This window comes from Thermobifida cellulosilytica TB100, assembly GCF_001517975.1.
Lineage (GTDB): Bacteria > Actinomycetota > Actinomycetes > Streptosporangiales > Streptosporangiaceae > Thermobifida > Thermobifida cellulosilytica.
Map to the genome: position 1 here is coordinate 87,963 of NZ_KQ950185.1, position 17,420 is coordinate 105,382.

15 protein-coding genes and 1 riboswitch are annotated in these 17,420 nt (G+C 73.2%); of the genes, 9 read left to right on the forward strand and 6 right to left on the reverse strand.

What is annotated here, in order from left to right; genetic code table 11:
• On the reverse strand, window positions 1-1,751 hold a 1,751-nt coding region (locus tag AC529_RS16130; protein WP_068758200.1), incomplete at its 3' end, for an acetoacetate--CoA ligase.
• A 144-nt stretch (window positions 1,752-1,895) separates the two neighbouring features.
• Window positions 1,896-3,365, reverse strand: a complete 1,470-nt coding sequence (locus tag AC529_RS16135) for an aminotransferase-like domain-containing protein (RefSeq protein ID WP_157080232.1) — start codon at window positions 3,363-3,365, stop codon at window positions 1,896-1,898.
• Between the two features lie 113 nt (window positions 3,366-3,478).
• On the opposite strand from AC529_RS16135, the gene AC529_RS16140 reads away from it, so the two are divergent.
• Both AC529_RS16140 and AC529_RS16145 read left to right on the forward strand, forming a co-directional pair.
• Window positions 3,479-4,168: a DUF3291 domain-containing protein gene (locus tag AC529_RS16140; protein WP_068758203.1), complete on the forward strand. Its 690-nt coding sequence runs from the start codon at window positions 3,479-3,481 to the stop codon at window positions 4,166-4,168.
• Window positions 4,105-5,205: an SGNH/GDSL hydrolase family protein gene (locus tag AC529_RS16145; RefSeq protein WP_232306777.1), complete on the forward strand. Its 1,101-nt coding sequence runs from the start codon at window positions 4,105-4,107 to the stop codon at window positions 5,203-5,205. Before AC529_RS16140 ends, AC529_RS16145 begins: the two co-directional genes overlap by 64 nt.
• Before the next feature lie 6 nt (window positions 5,206-5,211).
• Here the strand turns inward: AC529_RS16145 and rocD are convergent, their stop codons facing one another.
• On the reverse strand, window positions 5,212-6,477 hold the full coding sequence (gene rocD / locus AC529_RS16150) for an ornithine--oxo-acid transaminase (protein ID WP_068758205.1): 1,266 nt from the start codon (window positions 6,475-6,477) through the stop codon (window positions 5,212-5,214).
• 136 nt (window positions 6,478-6,613) lie between these two features.
• Between rocD and AC529_RS16155 the strand changes: the two genes are divergently transcribed.
• The 4 genes from AC529_RS16155 (at window position 6,614) to thiD (ending at window position 11,208) form a co-directional block, all read left to right on the forward strand.
• Window positions 6,614-7,192, forward strand: a complete 579-nt coding sequence (locus AC529_RS16155) for an NADAR family protein (RefSeq protein WP_068758207.1) — start codon at window positions 6,614-6,616, stop codon at window positions 7,190-7,192.
• 217 nt (window positions 7,193-7,409) lie between these two features.
• A complete protein-coding gene (locus AC529_RS16160; RefSeq protein WP_394326450.1) occupies window positions 7,410-9,056 on the forward strand; it encodes an acyl-CoA synthetase in 1,647 nt (548 codons plus the stop codon).
• A 196-nt stretch (window positions 9,057-9,252) separates the two neighbouring features.
• Window positions 9,253-10,221: a DUF368 domain-containing protein gene (locus tag AC529_RS16165; protein WP_068758209.1), complete on the forward strand. Its 969-nt coding sequence runs from the start codon at window positions 9,253-9,255 to the stop codon at window positions 10,219-10,221.
• 74 nt (window positions 10,222-10,295) lie between these two features.
• Window positions 10,296-10,393: riboswitch (TPP riboswitch) on the forward strand.
• On the forward strand, window positions 10,384-11,208 hold the full coding sequence (gene thiD / locus AC529_RS16170) for a bifunctional hydroxymethylpyrimidine kinase/phosphomethylpyrimidine kinase (protein WP_068758211.1): 825 nt from the start codon (window positions 10,384-10,386) through the stop codon (window positions 11,206-11,208). Its footprint overlaps the riboswitch before it by 10 nt.
• 106 nt (window positions 11,209-11,314) lie before the next feature.
• On the opposite strand, the gene AC529_RS16175 is transcribed toward thiD, so the two are convergent.
• Entirely contained in the window at window positions 11,315-12,778 is a 1,464-nt protein-coding gene (locus AC529_RS16175; RefSeq protein WP_068758213.1) for an alanine/glycine:cation symporter family protein, read from the reverse strand.
• Window positions 12,779-12,961: 183 nt separating this feature from the next.
• Window positions 12,962-13,207 carry a DUF6457 domain-containing protein gene (locus AC529_RS16180; protein WP_068758215.1) on the reverse strand — a complete coding sequence of 82 codons (246 nt, stop codon included), beginning with the start codon at window positions 13,205-13,207 and terminating at the stop codon, window positions 12,962-12,964.
• 214 nt (window positions 13,208-13,421) lie between these two features.
• Between AC529_RS16180 and AC529_RS16185 the strand changes: the two genes are divergently transcribed.
• On the forward strand, window positions 13,422-14,621 hold the full coding sequence (locus AC529_RS16185) for a glycosyltransferase family 4 protein (RefSeq protein ID WP_068758216.1): 1,200 nt from the start codon (window positions 13,422-13,424) through the stop codon (window positions 14,619-14,621).
• Between the two features lie 80 nt (window positions 14,622-14,701).
• On the opposite strand, the gene AC529_RS16190 is transcribed toward AC529_RS16185, so the two are convergent.
• Window positions 14,702-15,991 carry a pyridoxal phosphate-dependent aminotransferase gene (locus AC529_RS16190; RefSeq protein WP_068758217.1) on the reverse strand — a complete coding sequence of 430 codons (1,290 nt, stop codon included), beginning with the start codon at window positions 15,989-15,991 and terminating at the stop codon, window positions 14,702-14,704.
• A gap of 136 nt (window positions 15,992-16,127) precedes the next feature.
• On the opposite strand from AC529_RS16190, the gene AC529_RS16195 reads away from it, so the two are divergent.
• Window positions 16,128-17,072, forward strand: coding sequence for a LysR family transcriptional regulator (locus AC529_RS16195; RefSeq protein ID WP_068758218.1), 945 nt, complete (start codon window positions 16,128-16,130; stop codon window positions 17,070-17,072).
• A gap of 37 nt (window positions 17,073-17,109) precedes the next feature.
• Window positions 17,110-17,420: fused MFS/spermidine synthase (locus tag AC529_RS16200; RefSeq protein WP_232306778.1), on the forward strand; the 311-nt coding region annotated here is incomplete at its 3' end.

The following is a 17,420-nucleotide window of genomic DNA, read 5'->3' on the forward strand; positions in this document are numbered from 1 at the left end:
GCGATCCGCGCCCGCAGGTCGTCGTCGAGCGCCACGTCCTCGCGCAGCACCACGAACAGCTCGATGCGGGAGCCGCCGTCGGACTGCGGCACGTCGACGACGAGGGCGTCCAGCACCTCCTCCAGGGCCAGCACCGACCGGTAGATCTCGCTGGTTCCCATGCGCACCCCGCCCCGGTTGATGGTGGAGTCGGAGCGGCCGTAGATGATCGCGGTGCCGCGCTCGGTGATCTCGATCCAGTCGCCGTGCCGCCACACGCCCGGGTACATGGAGAAGTAGCTGTCGCGCAGCCGGGAGCCGTCGGCGTCGCCCCAGAAGTAGAGCGGCATGGACGGAGCGGGGCGGGTCACCACCAGCTCGCCGACCTCGCCGACGAGCTCGTTGCCGTCGGGGTCCCAGGAGGCCACGGCCATGCCCAGGGAGCGGGCCTGGATCTCGCCCTGGTGGACGGGCAGCGTGGGCACGCCGCCGACCAGGCAACTGCACACGTCGGTGCCGCCGCTGGTGGAGAAGAGCCACAGGTCGGGGCCGAACTCCCGGTAGCACCAGGCGAAGCCCTCCGGCGACAGCGGGGAGCCGGTGGAGCCGATCGCGTGCAGCGCCGACAGGTCCCGGCCCGTCCTCGGACGGACGTCGGCCTTCATACAGGTCGACAGGTATCCGGCGCTGGTGCCGAAGACGGTGATGCCGGCGCGTTCGGCCAGGTCCCACAGCACCCCCAGGTCGGGGTGGGCGGGGCTGCCGTCGTACAGGACGATGGAGGCGTCCGTCAGCAGCACGCTGACCAGGAAGTTCCACATCATCCAGCCGGTGGTGGTGAACCAGAACACCCGGTCGTCGGCCTGGGCGTCCAGGTGCAGGTGCAGGTTCTTGAGCTGTTCCAGCAGGATGCCGCCGTGGCCGTGCACGATGGCCTTGGGCAGACCGGTGGTGCCCGAGGAGTACAGCACCCACAGCGGGTGGTCGAAGGGCACCGGGGTGAACTCCAGTTCCGCGCCCCGACCGGCGGCCTCGAACTCGTCCCAGGACAGGGTGTCGGCGACCGGTTCGCCGCCCAGGTAGGGCAGGACGACGGTGTGCTCCAGGGTGGGCAGGCCGTCGCGCAGCGCCTTGAGCACGTCGCGGCGGTCGAAGTCCCTGCCGTTGTAGCGGTAGCCGTCCACGGCCAGCAGCACCTTGGGCTCGATCTGCGCGAAGCGGTCGAGGACGCTGCGCACCCCGAAGTCGGGCGAGCAGGACGACCAGGTCGCGCCGATGGCGGCGCAGGCGTAGAAGGCCGCCACCGCCTCGACGACGTTGGGCAGGTAGGCCACGACCCGGTCGCCGGGGCCCACGCCCAGTCCGCGCAGGGCGGCGGCGATCGCCGCGGTGCGCCGCCGCAGCTCGCCCCAGGTCCACTCGGCCAACGGGCGCAGTTCGGAGGCGTGGCGGACGGCGACGGCGGTCTCGTCGCGGTCGCGGAAGACGTGCTCGGCGTAGTTGAGCGTCGCGCCGGGGAACCAGACGGCCCCGGGCATCGCGTCGTCGGCGAGGACGGCGGTGTAGGGGGTGGCCGCGCGCACCCCGTAGTACTCCCAGATCGCGGACCAGAAGCCGTCGAGGTCGGTGACCGACCACCGCCACAGCGCGTCGTAGTCGGGGACGGCGACGCCGCGGTGCTCGCGGACCCAGCGCGTGAACGCGGTGAGGTTGGCGCGTTCGCGGCGCGCCTCGTCGGGACTCCACAGGACCGGCGGTGGCGTGTGCGTCATGGTGCGACCCCTTCGTCGACACGGGGAGCACCGGGTGCGGCCGCAGCGCTCCCCCGGGTGAGGAGTGTTCTGCCCCACATCTAACACGGTGCGGCACAGCACCGTACGGGAAAAACACCCGCGAACCGAGCGGACCGCCCGGAATCAGACCACCACCCGGGGCGCGTAGTCCTCCACCGGGCCGTGGCGGCGCAGGTCCTGCCAGGCGCGGGCGAGGCGGTCCACGAGCTCGGTGAGCGTCTCGGCGGAATGGCTGAAGGTGAGCCGGAAGAAGGAGTCGTGGTCGCCGCACGGGGCCATCACCGAGCCGGGCACCACCTCCACCCCGTGGCGGAGCGCCACCTGCGCGAAGACCCGTGCGTCGGTGCCGTCGGGAAGCTGCACCCACAGCGCCGCCCCGCCGTCGGGGCGGCGCCAGCGCCACTCGGGCAGCCGGGCGCGCAGCCCTTCCTCCAGGAGGGCCATGCGCTCGGCCAGCAGCTCCGAGCGGGCCGCGGAGATCTGCGGCCACCGGCGCACCAGGCGTGCCGCGATGGCCTGGTCCAGCAGCGGGCTGCCCAGATCGGTGACGGCCTTGCGGCGGCTGATGCGTTCGGCGGTGGCGGCGGAGGCGCGCAGCCAGCCGATGCGCAGCCCGGCCCAGGCGATCTTGCCGACCGAGGCGGCGGTGATGACCTCCGTGCCGGGCGGGGCGAACGCGGCGATCGGCGGCGGTTCGTGCGGGACGCGCAGCCCCGTGTAGGCGCCGTCCTCGAAGAGGGGCACGCCGTACTCGGCGACGAGTTCGGCGATCTGGCGGCGGCGCGCGGCCGACATGAGCACGCCCGTGGGGTTCTGGTAGCTGGGCATGAGGTAGACCAGGTCGGGCCTGCGCTCCCGCATCCTCCGGCGCATCCGTTCGACGTCGGCGCCCTCCTCGTCCACGGGCACGGTGAGCAGGTCGGCTCCTGCGGCGCGCAGCAGGTCCAGGCAGCCCGCGAAGCTGGGCGACTCGATGAGCGCGGTCGAGCCCCGGTAGAGGTAGAGGTCGCAGACGAAGGCGACGGCCTGCTGGACCCCGGTGGTGACGACGATCTGGTCAGGGCTGGTGGGCAGGCCCAGGCCGGTGTAGTGGTCGGCGACGGCCTCGCGCAGCTCGGGCAGGCCACGCGGGTGGTAGCTGCTCTCGGTGAGCAGGTCGGCGAGGTGGCGCTCGGCGGTCTCGCGGATGATGTCGGCCACCGGGGGGATCGCCTCGGTGGTGACGCAGGCCAGGGAGATGAGGTCGCCGGGGCCGTCGAGGAGGCGCTGGTACAGCGAGAGGCCGGCGCTGTCGCGCAGGCGCCTGGGGACGGCGGGACGGACGCGGTCGCTGACGCGGGTGCCGCTGCCCTGCCTGCTGTCCAGCAGCCCGGTGCCGCGCAGGGCGTCGTAGGCGGCGACCACGGTGGTGCGGCTGACCGCCAGCGCCGTGGCCAGGGCGCGTTCGGAGGGCAGCCGCTCGCCCGGGGCGAGGGTGCCGTCCGCCACGGCCCGTTCCAGTGCGGTGGCCAGTTTCCGGTAGAGCGGGCCTTCCCCGCCGGACCAGCCGCCCAGTCTGGACGCCAGGTCGTGGGCGCCCACAGAAGAGTCCATTTCCCACTCCATTGGCACTACCGATTCCCGCTTCCCGAGTCCATATTGGCATGCAAGCGGCCCCGGTTCCAGAGCTGGACGGCCCCTTTTTCCCGCTGCCCGGAGGAGCCCCCATGTCCTTTCCCCTGCTGTGCGATCCCACGGACGGCGCGGAGAACCGCGCCGCCGCCGACGTTTCCCGTTCTGCCCCCGCGGTTCCGCTGCTCGCGTCCGCGCAGTCCATTTCCGCGCCGAATGGCCCCCTCTCGGCGGTCCGGGAGCTGGCCGAGGCGCTGGCGCGCCGGGCCGCCGACCGCGCGGGGTTCGTGGCCGCCGCGCCGCCCGTGCCCGACGGCGACGGCGCGGTGCTGCTGGTGGGCCTGTGGACCTCCTACGCCGCCCTGCGCGCGGCCGTGCTGGACAGCGGCACCGAGGTGCGCGCCTGGCGGGCGCGCACCGGCCTGGTCCCGGTCTCGGAGCGCGCCCTGTGGTGGACCCGCGACCCCGTCCTGCCCGATCCGGAGGAGGCCCGCGCCCGCCTGGCGCGGCTGCGCGCCGAGGGCCCCCGGCGTCCCCGCCTTCACGCTGCGCTCCCCGGTGCCGCCGCCGCGCTGACCCGGGCGGCCTGCCCGGACCGGAAACCCGGCGGGACCTCCCGTTCCGTCCCGGAAACGACCGCTGTGCCACGGGTACTCTTTGGTTCGGGTTGCAGGCCGACGGTCCACGGGAGAGGTACTTGGGCAACGGAGAACGCGCGTCGGTGTTCACGGTACGGCGGCTGCTCCTGGGCGTCCCCGCGCTCCTCCTGGCCGCGGCCCTGGTGACCCTGGTCGCGGTGCCCGACGGCCGCCAGGCTGCCTGGCGGCTGTGGTGCGAGGCCACCCGGGACTGGTGCCTGGGGGTCCCGGTCGACTCCCGGGGCAGGCCCGCCGAGGACGGCGAGCTCCTGCTGCTGTCCCCCGTGCAGGCCGCGACCTGGGGCAACTACTACGCGCTGGGCGACTCCTACTCCTCCGGCGACGGCGCGTACGACTACTATCCCGACACCGCGGTGCAGGGCGGCTGCTGGCGCTCGGCCAACGCCTATCCCGAACTGGTCGCCGACTCCTACGACTTCGCCGGGAAGCTGTCCTTCCGGGCGTGCAGCGGCCAGCGGGGCCACGCCATGCTGGACGCGATCGACGAGGTCGGCTCCCAACTGGACTGGAACGCGCCGCACACCTCGCTGGTCACCATCGGCATCGGCGGCAACGACCTGGGCTTCTCCAGCGTCCTCAAGACCTGCATGGTGCGGGTCCCGCTGCTGGACAGCGGGACGTGCACCGCCCAGGAGGAGGACATCCGCAAGCGGATGCAGAAGTTCGAGACGACCTTCGAGGAGCTGGTCGGCGCGGTGCGCGAGCGCGCTCCCGACGCCCGCATCCTGGTGGTGGGCTACCCCCGGATCTTCCCCGAGGAGCCGGTCGGCTCCTACTACACGCTGACCGCCAGCAACCAGCGGTGGCTGAACGAGACCATCCAGGAGTTCAACGAGCAGCTCGCGGAGGCGGTGGCGGCGCACGACACGGAGATCGCCTCCTCCCGCTCGGTGGGCAGCGTGGAGTTCGTGGACGTCTACCACGCGCTGGACGGCCACGAGATCGGCGCGGAGGAGCCCTGGGTCAACGGGGTGCTGCTGCGCAACATCGCCGCCGGGGTGACCGTGGACCGCAGCACCTTCCACCCCGACGCCGACGGGCACCGGGCCGTGGGCGAGCTGGTCGTCGAACAGATCGAGCGCGGCCCGGGGCGTCCCCTCTACGCGACCTTCGACGTGGTGGCGGGGGCCACCGTGGAGACGCTGGCGGCCGAGGCGGGCTGAGCGCGCTCAGCGCCGGGCGCGCAGCTCCGCCAGCACCCCGGCGACCTGGTCCAGCGCCCAGTCCAGCTCCTCCTCGGTGACGACCAGCGGCGGCGAGAGCCGGATGGTGGACCCGTGCGTGTCCTTGGCCAGCACGCCCCGCTCCAGCAGCCGTTCGCACAGTTCGCGCCCGGTGGCCAGGGCGGGGTCGACGTCGATTCCCGCCCACAGGCCGATGCTGCGCGCGGCGAGCGCCCCGCGGCCGACGAGCTGCTCGACGCGGGAGCGCAGCACCGGGGCGAGCGCGCGCACGTGCTCCAGGCAGCGGCCGTCGCGCAGCAGGCCGACCACGGCCGTGCCGACGGCGCAGGCCAGGGCGTTGCCGCCGAAGGTGCTGCCGTGCTGGCCGGGGCGGATCACGTCGATCACCTCGGCGTCGGCGACCGCCGCCGCCACCGGCAGGACGCCGCCGCCCAGCGCCTTGCCGAACAGGTACACGTCGGCGTCCACGCCGCTGTGCTCGCAGGCCCGCACGGTGCCGGTGCGGCCCAGTCCGGACTGCACCTCGTCGGCGACGAACAGCACGTTGTTGCGGGTGCACAGGTCGCGGACCCGCGGCAGGTAGTTGGGCGGCGGCACGATCACGCCCGCCTCGCCCTGCACCGGCTCCAGCAGCACCGCGACCGTGTCGTCGTCGATCGCGTCGGCCAGCGCCGCGGCGTCGCCGTAGGGGACGACGCGGAAGCCGGGGGTGGGCGGGCCGAAGCCGCTGCGGGCCTCGGGGTCGGTGGAGAAGGAGACGATCGTGGTGGTGCGCCCGTGGAAGTTGCCCGCCGCCACCACGATGACGGCCCGCCCCTCGGGCACGCCCTTGACCTCGTAGCCCCACTTGCGGGCGATCTTGATGCCGGTCTCCACCGCCTCGGCCCCGGTGTTGACCGGAAGGACGCGGTCCTTTCCGACGAGTTCGGCGAGCGCGGTGACGAACGGCGCGAACCGGTCGTGGTGGAAGGCGCGGCTGGTCAGCGTGATCCGCTCCAGTTGGGCGTGGGCCGCGGCGAGCAGGGCGGGGTGGCGGTGGCCGAAGTTCACCGCCGAGTACCCGGCCAGGCAGTCCAGGTAGCGGCGTCCCGCGACGTCGGTCACCCAGGCGCCCTCGCCCTCGGCGATCACCACGGGCAGCGGACGGTAGTTGTGCGCCGAGTGCTGCTCGGCCAGGGCGATGTGGCGGTCGGCGGACAGGGCGGAGGCCGCACCGCCGGCCTCGACGGGTTCCAGTGGACGTGCGCTCATGGGACCATCCGATCTCCGTTGATCGTTGTCTGTTCGGGATACCCACGTCGCCGAACGGTGACGCCTCCCCGTCGACGATCGGGGGACGCCGTCGGCGGAGCCGTGCGCCGCCGAGTCGGGAGAGGGAGGGACCCGTATGCCTGCTCGTGACGTCGCCGCACTCGCCCGGGCGCAGGAGGAGGGGGAGCCTCTGCGGTTCCTGTTCTTCTGGGGGCACCAGCCGCCGCGCGGCGGCGGGGTCGGGAAGGGCTGCCTGAGCCAGTGGTGGGAGGCCCCCTTCACCGTGGCGGGGGAGGTCTACCCCACCGCCGAGCACTACATGATGGCGGAGAAGGCCCGCCTGTTCGGCGACGAGGCGACCCGGCGCAGGGTGCTGGAGGCGCCCCACCCCCGAGCCGCCAAGGAGTTGGGCCGCCGGGTGCGCGGCTTCGCCGAGGAGGTGTGGGCGGAGCACCGCTACGCCGTCGTCGTGCGCGGCAACCGGGCCAAGTTCACCCAGAACCCGGACCTCGGCGCCTTCCTTGCGGGCACCGGGGACCGCGTGCTGGTCGAGGCCAGCCCGGTCGACCGGATCTGGGGCATCGGCCTGGCCGCCGACGACGAGCGGGCCGCGACCGTGGCGCAGTGGCGCGGACTGAACCTGCTCGGTTTCGCCCTCATGGACGTCCGTGAGGAACTCCACACCGATCATTTCCGCAGCATTAACGCTGGATGACCGTGAACTTCGGCACACGTTCGGCCGCGATTCGCCCTTTGTGTGCGCCGTGCGGCGCCCGTGCGCGCTCCGTGGTCCGCACACCACGGATTTGAGCAGCCCATTTGTCCTTTTCCAATAACCCACCCCAAAGGAATGTGATCCAGGTCATATCTGCAAGATCGGTCCTCACACCTGCTGGCGGGCACAACAGCGACAAGGGCGAAAAATGACCGAAATGCGAGTTATGGGGATGATGACCGACTCCCCCCGTGGCACGGACCTCTCCCTGTCCGGCCTGCTGACCGCCGTCGCCGCGGCGGTCCCCCAGCGTCTCGCCGTTGTCGCCGGAGAGCGCCGCCTCACCTACGCCGAGCTCGACGCCCGCGCCACCCTGGTCGCCCGCCACCTGCTCGACGCGGGCATCCGGCCCGGCGAGCACGTGGCCGTCCTGTCCTTCAACCGCGCCGAGTGGCTGGAGACCGCGTTCGGGGCCTGGCGCGCCGGAGCCGTCCCGATCAACGTCAACTACCGCTACGTCGCCGGAGAACTGCGCTACCTGCTCGACGACGCCGACGCGGTCGCCCTCGTCGCCGAGCGCTCCCTGGCCGCCACCGTGGAGCGCATCCGCGGCGACCTGCCGCTGCTGCGCCACGTGGTGCTCATCGACGACGACGCCCCCGACCGCCCCGAGGGCGTCGACTACGAGGCCGCGCTGGCCGCCGCCGCACGCTCCGCCACGCCGCTGCCCGCAACCAGCGGCGACGACCTGTACCTGCTCTACACCGGCGGCACCACCGGCTACCCCAAGGGCGTCATGTGGCGCCAGGAGGACATCTTCCGCGTGGCCCTGGAACTGCGCCGCCCCGGCACCCCGCGCGCCGCCGACGCCGCGGCCGTCGCCGAGCGGGCCGCGCGCACCACCCCCTCACGCATGCTGGTGCTGGGGCCGGTGATGCACGCCGCGGGCCAGTGGAACGCGCTGAGCATGCTGTTCCGCGGCTGCACCGTGGTCCTCAACACCGACCGGGTCTTCTCCCCCATCCGCATCGTGGACCTCGCCGACCGCGAGGGCGTGCAGACCGTGCAGTGCGTCGGCGACGCCATGGCCCGCCCTCTCGCCCAGGAGCTGCTGCGCAGCCCGGGCCGATGTCAGGCCCTGACCACCGTCAGCTCCGGCGGCACCCCGCTCACCCCCACGGCGCGCCAGTTGTGGCGGGCCTGGAAACCCGGCATCACCATCAACGACAGCTACGGCGGCAGCGAGACCGGCGTGTGCGGCTCGGCCACCTCCCGCGCCGGCAGGGGCCCGCGGCGCTTCGCCATGGGAGCCAGCGTGGCCGTGCTCGACGAGCGGCTGCGGCCGATACCGCCCGGCTCCGACCAGATCGGCCGTATCGCCCGCACCGGCCGCATCCCCCTGGGCTACTACAACGACCCGGTGAAGACCGCGCAGACCTTCCCCGTGGACGAGCAGGGCCGCCGCTGGGCGATCTCCGGGGACTACGGGACGGTCGCCGCCGACGGATCGGTCGAGCTGCTGGGCCGGGGCTCCACGGTGATCAACACCGGCGGGGAGAAGGTCTACCCCGAGGAGGTCGAGGAGGTCCTCAAGGCGCACCCGGACGTCGCCGACGCCATCGTGGTCGCCGCCCCCGACGAACGGCTCGGCCAGCGGGTCAGCGCCGTGATCGCGCTGAGCGGCGACCGGCAGCCCAGCAAGGCGGAGCTGCGCGCCCACTGCCGCGCCCACCTGGCCGGGTTCAAGGTGCCGCGCACCATCCGCGTGGTGGACGAGGTCAGGCGGACCGCCGTCGGCAAGCAGGACTACCGCTGGGCCTCCCGCGTGGCCCGCGGCGAGCCCGCTCCCGCGCCCAGCCGCTGAGCGGACCGCCGTTCCTGTCGCCAGGCCCGATCCGCTGCCTCTACACTGGGTGCCTGCCTGCCGGGCGTTCCCGGCCCGCCGCGCGAGCACACCGCGCCAGGCAGTTCCTTGTGTTTTCCTCCAGGCACCGGCCTCCCGTCCCGTTCCGCTCAGACGGGGCGGGACCGCCTCCCTTTTCCACGACGAGAAGTAGGACATGGCGAAGTCAATCGGCACCCATCTGCTCAACGGCGTGCGCGGCTGCCTCATCGGAACCGCCGAAGTCGTCCCCGGTATCAGCGGCGGCACCGTCGCGCTGATCACCGGCGTCTACGAGACCCTCATCAACTCCGCGGGCCACGTGGTCAGCGGCACCAGGATGCTCGTCACCGACCTCGTCCGGGGCAGGGGGCCGGCCCGCGCCCGCGAGGAGTTCGGCCGCGCCGACTGGGGAGTCGTCCTGGTCGTGCTGGCGGGCATGGTGCTGGCCGTGCTCACCGCCGCCCGGATCATCGCCCCCCTGGTCGAGAGCCACCCGTCGGAGTCCTACGCCCTGTTCTTCGGCCTGGTGCTGGCCTCCCTGTGGGTGCCCTACAGCGGCTCGGGGCGGCGCTGGCGGATCGGCGACTACCTGCTCGCCCTCGTGATGGCCGTGGCCTCGTTCCTGCTCACCGGCCTGCCGCCCACCCAGGTGGAACCCACTCCCCTCGTCGTCATGGTCGCGGCCTCCGTCGCGATCTGCGCGCTGGTGCTGCCCGGCATCTCCGGCTCGTTCATCCTGCTCACCCTCGGCCTGTACACCGTGACGATGAACGCGCTCAACGACCGCGACCTCGGCTACATCGCCACCTTCGCCCTGGGCGCGACCATCGGCCTGGCCCTGTTCGTCAAACTGCTCCAGTGGCTGCTGGACCGCTTCCACCACCTCACCCTGGTGGTGATGACCGGGCTGATGGCCGGATCGCTGCGCTCCCTGTGGCCCTGGCAGGACGAGGACCGCACCCTGCTTGCCCCCGACCAGGGCAACCTCGTGCTGTGCGTGGTGCTGGCCGTGGTCGGTGCGGCCGCCGTCATCGGCATCATGCTGGTCGAGCACCGGCTGAAGGCCCGCGCGGCGGCCCAGGAGGCCCCCGCCCCCGCCGCTCCCGCCCGCCGACCCCAGGAGAACGACGAGGTCGTCGGCTGACCCGTCCCCGCACCGCCGCGCCGCCCCCCCTGCCCGCTCCGGGCAGGGGGGGCGGCGCCGTGTTGCTAGCCTTCGCAGTGGACGCGGGGTGCCGGCCCCCTCGCCGGCTGAGATGACACCCGCCGAACCTGATCTAGGTCGTACTAGCGGAGGGACGTCCCCATGATTCCCACCATCCTGTCCATCGCGGGCACCGATCCCAGCGGCGGGGCGGGCATCCAGGCCGATCTGAAGGCCTTCTCGGCGCTCGGCGGCTACGGCACGACCGTGGTGACCGCGCTGGTCGCGCAGACCACCACCGGGGTCAGCGAGGTGCACGACGTCCCGGCGGCGTTCGTACGCAGCCAGCTGGACACCCTGCTGACCGACGTGCGGGTGGACGCCGTCAAGATCGGCATGCTCTCCAACACCGAAGTCATCGAGGTAGTGGCCGCCGCCATCGACGCCTACCAGCTGCCCAACGTGGTCCTCGACCCGGTGATGGTCGCCAAGAGCGGCGACCGCCTGCTGGCCGCCGAGGCGGTGGAGGCGCTGCGCACCGAACTGCTGCCGCGCGCCGACCTGATCACCCCCAACCTGCCGGAGGCCGCCGACCTGCTGGGCGAGGCCGAGGCCACCGACCCTGCGGACATGCGCGGCCAGGCCGAACGGCTGCTGGCGCTCGGCCCGCGCCGGGTGCTGCTCAAGGGCGGCCACCTGACCGGACCGACCAGCACCGACCTGCTGCTGTCGGCCGACGGCGAGGCGGAGACGCTGACCGCCGAGCGGATCGACACCACCAACACGCACGGCACCGGCTGCACCCTCTCCTCGGCGATCGCCGCCCTGCGCCCGCAGCGCCCCTCCTGGTCCCAGGCGGTGCGCGAGGCCAAGGACTACCTCACCGAGGCGCTGCGCCACGCCGACGAGCTGTCGATCGGCAAGGGCAAGGGGCCGGTGCACCACTTCCACGCCTGGTGGGGGAAGCAGGCCCCGCAGCCCCGCTGACCCGCGTCGGACAACTCCGCCGGCGCCCCCTGAGGAGTCGCGCGGAGCACGACGAAGACACAGTACGGCCCGGGCGGGAGGCTCCCGCCCGGGCCGGGCCGTCAACTCACCCCTTGGGCGTGACCTCGGGCGGTCCCGACACGCCGGAGTCCGCCGCACCGGGTCCCGACGCGTCCACGAAGTCGGGGTCGCGCCAGTTGGGGTTGGCGAAGTACCGCTTGGTCTCGGCGACCACGATCGGCGACAGCAGCAGCAGGCCGAGCAGGTTGGGCAGCGCCATCAGGCCGTTGGCGATGTCGCTGAACGTCCAGACCGTGCTGAGCTCGGTGGTCGCGCCGACGAAGACCACCAGGGTGAACAGGATGCGGAACGGCACCACGGCGACCCGCCCGACCAGGTACTCCATGCAGCGCTCGCCGTAGTAGCACCAGCCGACCAGCGTGGTGAAGGCGAAGAACACCACCGCGATCGCCACGGTGTACTGGCCGAGCGGCTCCAGCACCGGGGAGATCCGCCCCAGCCCCTCGGACATGCCCAGCGAGGTCATCAGCGAGCCGTCCTCGCGCCCGGCCTCGTTCCACACCCCGGTGACGATGATGACCAGGCAGGTCATGGTCACCACGATGATGGTGTCGATGAAGGTCTGGGTCATGGACACCATGGCCTGGCGGACCGGCTGGTTGGTCTTGGCGGCGGCCGCGGCGATGCCGCCGGTGCCCAGGCCGGACTCGTTGGAGAAGATGCCGCGCGCCACGCCCTGCTGGATGGCGAACAGCAGCGCCGAGCCGAGCAGGCCGCCCGTGGCCGCCTCGCCGGTGAAGGCGTCCCGGAAGATCAGGGCCAGCGCCGCGGGGAGCTCCGTGACGTGCACGACGAGCACGACCACCGAGATGAGCACGTAGGCGACGATCATGATCGGCACGACACCGGCGGCGAACCGGCCGATGCTCTTGATCCCGCCCAGCACGACCGCGCCCACGACGAGGACCATCGCGCCCCCGGTGGCCCAGGTGGGCACCGACCAGACGCTCTCCAACTGGGCCGCCACGGTGTTGGCCTGCGTCATGTTGCCGATGCCGAACGCCGCGACCGCGCCGAACAGCGCGAACAGGAAGCCGAGGACCAGGCCGAACCCGCCGCCGACGCCGTGGCGCAGGTAGAACATCGGGCCACCGCTCTGCTCGCCCTTGGCGTCCCTGCGGCGGTACTTCACACCCAGCAGCGCCTCGCTGTACTTGGTGGCCATGCCGAGCAGGCCGGTCACCCACATCCAGAACAGCGCGCCGGGGCCGCCCACGCCGATGGCCAGCGCCGCACCGGCGATGTTGCCGACGCCCACGGTCGCGGCCAGCGCGGTGCTGAGCGCCTGGTAGTGGGAGATGTCGCCCTCGCCGCCCTTTTCCTTGCGGCGGACCAGGGCCAGCCACAGGGCGTGCCCGAGGACCCGGAACTGCAGGCCGCCGAGCCGGATCGTCAGGAAGATGCCCGTTCCCAGCAGGAGCGGGATCAGGACGTAGGGTCCCCAGACGACGCTGCTGATCTCAGAGAGAATTGTGTTGAGTTCTTCCACGCTCCACAGCTCCCCACCAGGTCACAGGGTCTATTCTCTCCGGCACTCGCGGCCCCCGCGGCCCGAACCCGGGCTCCTGGAAATGCCGTGATCCTGTCGGGTTTTTGGTTTGGGCAACTGTAGCGCCGTGATTAACCAATGTCTGCTTTCTCGCAATTGTGTCATTAATCACTTATTAATTCTTTATTCATTTGTTCCCTCCGTGGAGGTTTGAGCGAGCCGGCTCAGGACCCGCGCCGTCTCCTCCGGATCGGCCCCCCGGCCCACCGCGATGCCCATCAGGTAGGCGGTGAGCGGCGCCGCCGGTCGGGCCACCGCGTGCGCCGCGTCGCGCGCCAGGTCCAGGATGCGGTCCACGTCCCCGCGCTCCACCTCCTCGGGGAGTCCGAGTTCGGCGCAGACCAGTCGCGCCCACTCGACCAGTGTCATCCCTGCCTCCTCTTCTCGCCCGGCACGCCCCGCGCGCGCCGCCCGTGGCACGGTACCGCGCCCTCCCCGGACGGCCCTCCTGCCCCCCGCGGACGGCGCGCCGTATCGTCCACGCGCCTGTCACCGGGAGTTCACCCCCGGGCACGGTGTCGGTTCACCCCCGCCGCCTACCGTCGAAGAGGTAAGGCCGCCCCTCGTCCGTGAGGAGGAGCCGATGCCCGCCCTTGCCCCGACCAGTGCCGCACCGCTGCGGGTCGCCGTCGTCACCGAGTCGTTCCTCCCCCAGGTCAACGGCGTGACCAACTCGGTCTGCCGGGTCGTCGAGCACCTCGCCGCCACCGGGCACCAGGCGGTGGTCATCGCTCCCGGCCGGGGTCCTGTCCGCTACGCCGGGTTCCCCGTGCTCCGCCTGCCCGGCGTGTCGCTCCCCGGCTACCGCTCCTTCTCCGTCGGCCTGCCCGCCCTGCGGCTGATGACGGCGGCGCTGCGCGCCTTCTCCCCCGACGTGGTGCACCTGGCCTCGCCCGTGCTGCTGGGGCACGCCGCCGTCGAGGCCGCCCGCCGGTGGGCGCTGCCGACGGTCGCGGTCTTCCAGACCGACCTGGCCGGATTCGCCCGGCGCTACGGCCTCCCCGCCGACCGCGTCCTCTGGCCCTGGCTGCACCGGATCCACGCCGCGGTGGACCGCACCCTGGTCCCCTCCGCCCCGACCCTGCGGATGCTCGCCGAGCGGGGGTTTCCCCGGCTGCACCGGTGGCCGCGCGGCGTGGACGGGGAGCGCTTCAACCCGGCCCACCGCGACGAGGAGCTGCGCCGCAGGATCGCCCCCCGGGGGCAGGTGATCGTCGGCTACGTGGGCCGCCTGGCCCGAGACAAGCGCGTCGCCCTCCTCTCCCACCTGCGGCAGTTGCGGGGAGTGCGCCTGGTGGTGGTCGGCGACGGTCCCGAGCGGGCGCGGCTGCGCCGCGGGCTGCCCGAGGCGGTGTTCACCGGGCAGCTCACCGGGGCTCGGCTGTCGCGGATCTACGCCAGCCTGGACGTGTTCGTGCACACCGGCGCCGACGAGACCTTCTGCCAGGCGGTGCAGGAGGCGCTGGCCTCGGGGGTGCCCGTGGTGGCCCCGGCCGCCGGAGGGCCGCTCGACCTGGTCCGCGACGGCGAGAACGGGCTGCTGTACGACCCCCGGTCGGTGCGGGAGCTGCGGGCGGCCGTCGGACGCCTGGTCCACAACCCCGGACTGCGCTCGCGGCTGGCCGCCGCGGCCCGCCCGAGCGTGCAGGGGCGCTCCTGGCGGGCCGTCAACGAACTGCTGGTCGGCCACTACCTCGAGGTCACCGCGTCCAGTGCCGGTCTCGTCGGGCGCTCCGGCCCGTGGACCGCCCGGTCCGGCCGCGAGGGGGTGGCGTTACGCTGAGCCGTATGGCGCGGGGCGGACCCGTCCCCTTCCGCTCTGGTCGGCCCTCCCCGCGCCACACACCGACGGTCTACCCCTTTTCAGCCCGCCGCAGCCCCCAGCACGGCCCGCTCCGGCCGGTACACGTCGTCGAGCACCTCGCTGAGCCGGTCCAGGTGGGCGCGGATCCACGGCAGCGCGGTGGGGTCGTCGGCCTCCAGCGCACCGCTGCGCTGCTCCTCGGTCTCCCCGTACAGCAGGCTGGTGGCCACCCGCATCCGCAGCGCGTCGGCGCTCTCCCCGAACTCCGCCGCCGCGAGCGCCCCCATCCCGTAGCGCTCCAGCAGCATCCGGGCGAGCTGCGGCCCGGTGTGCACCCCGTGCTCGGCGGCCAGCCGCTCCCGCCACGCCTCGAAGTCCGGGTAGAGGTAGAAGGCCGCCTGGGGGGCGACGACGGTCACCCCCGCGGCACGGAACCGCTCGGCGACGGCGCGGGCCACGATCCCGTGCAGTCGGCGGCTGCGGTCGACGAGTTCGACGATCTCGGGGGGTTCGCCGAACGCGTAGGCGGCGGCCCGCTGGACCGGCCCGGACGGGCTGGACCAGATCTCGCTGGCGATGCCCAGCAGGTCGGCGCGGAGCCGACGGCCCAGTTCGCTGTGCGGCAGCCGGACCACGCCGATCCGCCAGCCGCCCAGGGCGAGGTTCTTGCTCAGCCCGGTGGTGACGACGGTGCGCTCCGGCGCGAACTCGGCAGGGCTGTGCACCACCGTGGTCGGCGCGTGCACCAGGTCGCGGTAGATCTCGTCGGAGATCACGACCAGGTCGAGTTCGCGGGCGACCTGGGCCAGGCGGCGGACGGTGCCGCGCGAGGCCACGGTCCCGGTGGGGTTGTCCGGGGAGGTGGTGATGACGGCGCGCACGTCGCGCCCGGCCGCCCGGGCCTCGGTGACGGCCTGGACCAGCAGCTCGGGGTCGGGGACGCCGCCCTGGGCCGGAGGGGTGGGCACGAACAGCGGGCGGCTGCCGGCGAGCTGGGTCTGGGCCGCGTAGCTCACCCAGCTCGGCGCGGCGACGGCGATGTCCCCGCCGAGGGCCAGCAGCAGCGCGTACAGCAGCGGCTTGCTGCCCGGGCCGGCGACCACCAGGTCGGGGTCGGTGGGCAGGTCCCGGCGCTGCCAGTAGCCCGCGGCGGCCTCGCGCAGTTCGCGCAGCCCCGCCACCGGCCCGTAGCCGTTCTGGTCACCCCCCGTCGACAGTGCGTCGCGCATCACCGGATGGACCGGGAGCCCGGCCTCTCCGAAGCCCATCGGCAGCACGGGAAGCCCTTGGTGACGGCGGAGAGCAAGTGCCTCGTTGACGGCAAGGGTCGCGGAAACGGTTATCGACACGGAGGCTCAACTCCAAGGGATCGACGATCGCAGGGACTGGGCCGGTTCGGCCGCGGCGGCTGCCCGCTTCCCACCCTGCCGCTCCTCATCCATCAGAGCAAGCGACTCTTTCCGATGGACAGCGTAAGCTGAACTTATGCTCGATCTGCGACGGCTCCAGATCCTCCACGAATTCGCGGCCCGCGGCACGATCGCGGCGACCGCCGCCGCCCTCGGCTACACCCCCTCGGCGGTGTCCCAGCAACTGGCGGCCCTGGAACGCGAGACCGGCACGCAACTGCTGGACCGCACCGCCCGCAGCGCGGAGCTCACCGACGCCGGACGGCTGCTGCTGGGGCACGCCGAGCAGATCCTGGCCATGGTCGAGGCCGCGGAGTCGGTCCTGGCCGCGCAGACCGGAGCGCCCCGCGGACGGGTCACCGTCACCGCGTTCCCCACCGCGGCCGTCGCCTTCGCCCCCTCGCTCGCGCGCAGCCTGCGCGTCCACGAGGGCATGCAGCTCGTGCTGCGGCAGACCACCGAGGGCAGCGGCACCCGCCAGGTGCGCACCGCCGAGGCCGACATCTCTCTCGTCGACGACTGGTCGGGCCGGGTCCCGGACAGCGCGGCGGGCACCCTGCGGCACTACCCGCTGCTGCGCGACCCCCTCGTGCTCGCAGTGCCCGAGGGGCACCGCCTGGCCGACCCGTCGGTGCCGGTGGACCTGGCCGACCTGCTCGACGAGTCCTGGGTGACCGCGCCCACCGGGGAGCCCTCGCGCGCCGCCATCGACCGGCTGCTCGGCGACGTCGGCGGCGCCCCGGGGGCGGTCTGGGAGTTCGAGGGCATCGGCACCATCCTGAGCCTGGTCGGCCGCGGCCTGGGCATCGCCGCGGTCCCCGCGCTCTCCTTCGCCTCGGCCTCGCCCGGCCTGGTGCACCGCCGCCTCCCGAACGCCCCCGTGCGCAAGATCTACGCGGTCGTCCGCGCCACCAGCGTGCGGCGCCCCGCCATCGAGGTCACCCTGGAGGCCCTGGTCGAGGCCGCGCGGGACGTCCGGCGGACGCTGGCCGCCGAGCTGGGCGAGGCCCTGGTGGACTGAGCCGCCCCGCGGCACCGGCTCCACTACCCTGCCTGCCATGAACCGGATACTCGCCACGGCGGTGGTGTTCTGCTCCTCCGCGGTCGTGCTGGTCCTGGAGGTCACGGTCATCCGCCTGGTGGCGCCCTACTCCGGTGACACCCTGGAGACCTACACCGCGGCGATCGGGGTCGCCCTCGCCGCGATCGCGCTGGGCGCCCGGATCGGCGGGGCCGCCGCGGACCGCCGTCCCGCCGCGCCGCTGCTGGCGGTCCTGCTCCTCCTCGGCGGCGGAACCACGCTGCTGGCCCCGGCCCGTCGTGGTGCTGCTCGGCCCGCTGCTGGGCCGGGGCCGGACCGGTCACGGCG

Excerpts from the sequence above, each read along its gene's own strand:
- AC529_RS16135 (WP_157080232.1), bottom strand. The coding sequence starts at position 3,365 with ATGGACTCTTCTGTGGGCGCCCACGACCTGGCGTCCAGACTGGGCGGC.
- AC529_RS16140 (WP_068758203.1), top strand. The coding sequence starts at position 3,479 with ATGTCCTTTCCCCTGCTGTGCGATCCCACGGACGGCGCGGAGAACCGC.
- rocD (WP_068758205.1), bottom strand. The coding sequence starts at position 6,477 with ATGAGCGCACGTCCACTGGAACCCGTCGAGGCCGGCGGTGCGGCCTCC.
- AC529_RS16155 (WP_068758207.1), top strand. The coding sequence starts at position 6,614 with ATGCCTGCTCGTGACGTCGCCGCACTCGCCCGGGCGCAGGAGGAGGGG.
- AC529_RS16160 (WP_394326450.1), top strand. The coding sequence starts at position 7,410 with ATGCGAGTTATGGGGATGATGACCGACTCCCCCCGTGGCACGGACCTC.
- AC529_RS16165 (WP_068758209.1), top strand. The coding sequence starts at position 9,253 with ATGGCGAAGTCAATCGGCACCCATCTGCTCAACGGCGTGCGCGGCTGC.
- thiD (WP_068758211.1), top strand. The coding sequence starts at position 10,384 with ATGATTCCCACCATCCTGTCCATCGCGGGCACCGATCCCAGCGGCGGG.
- AC529_RS16180 (WP_068758215.1), bottom strand. The coding sequence starts at position 13,207 with ATGACACTGGTCGAGTGGGCGCGACTGGTCTGCGCCGAACTCGGACTC.
- AC529_RS16185 (WP_068758216.1), top strand. The coding sequence starts at position 13,422 with ATGCCCGCCCTTGCCCCGACCAGTGCCGCACCGCTGCGGGTCGCCGTC.
- AC529_RS16195 (WP_068758218.1), top strand. The coding sequence starts at position 16,128 with ATGCTCGATCTGCGACGGCTCCAGATCCTCCACGAATTCGCGGCCCGC.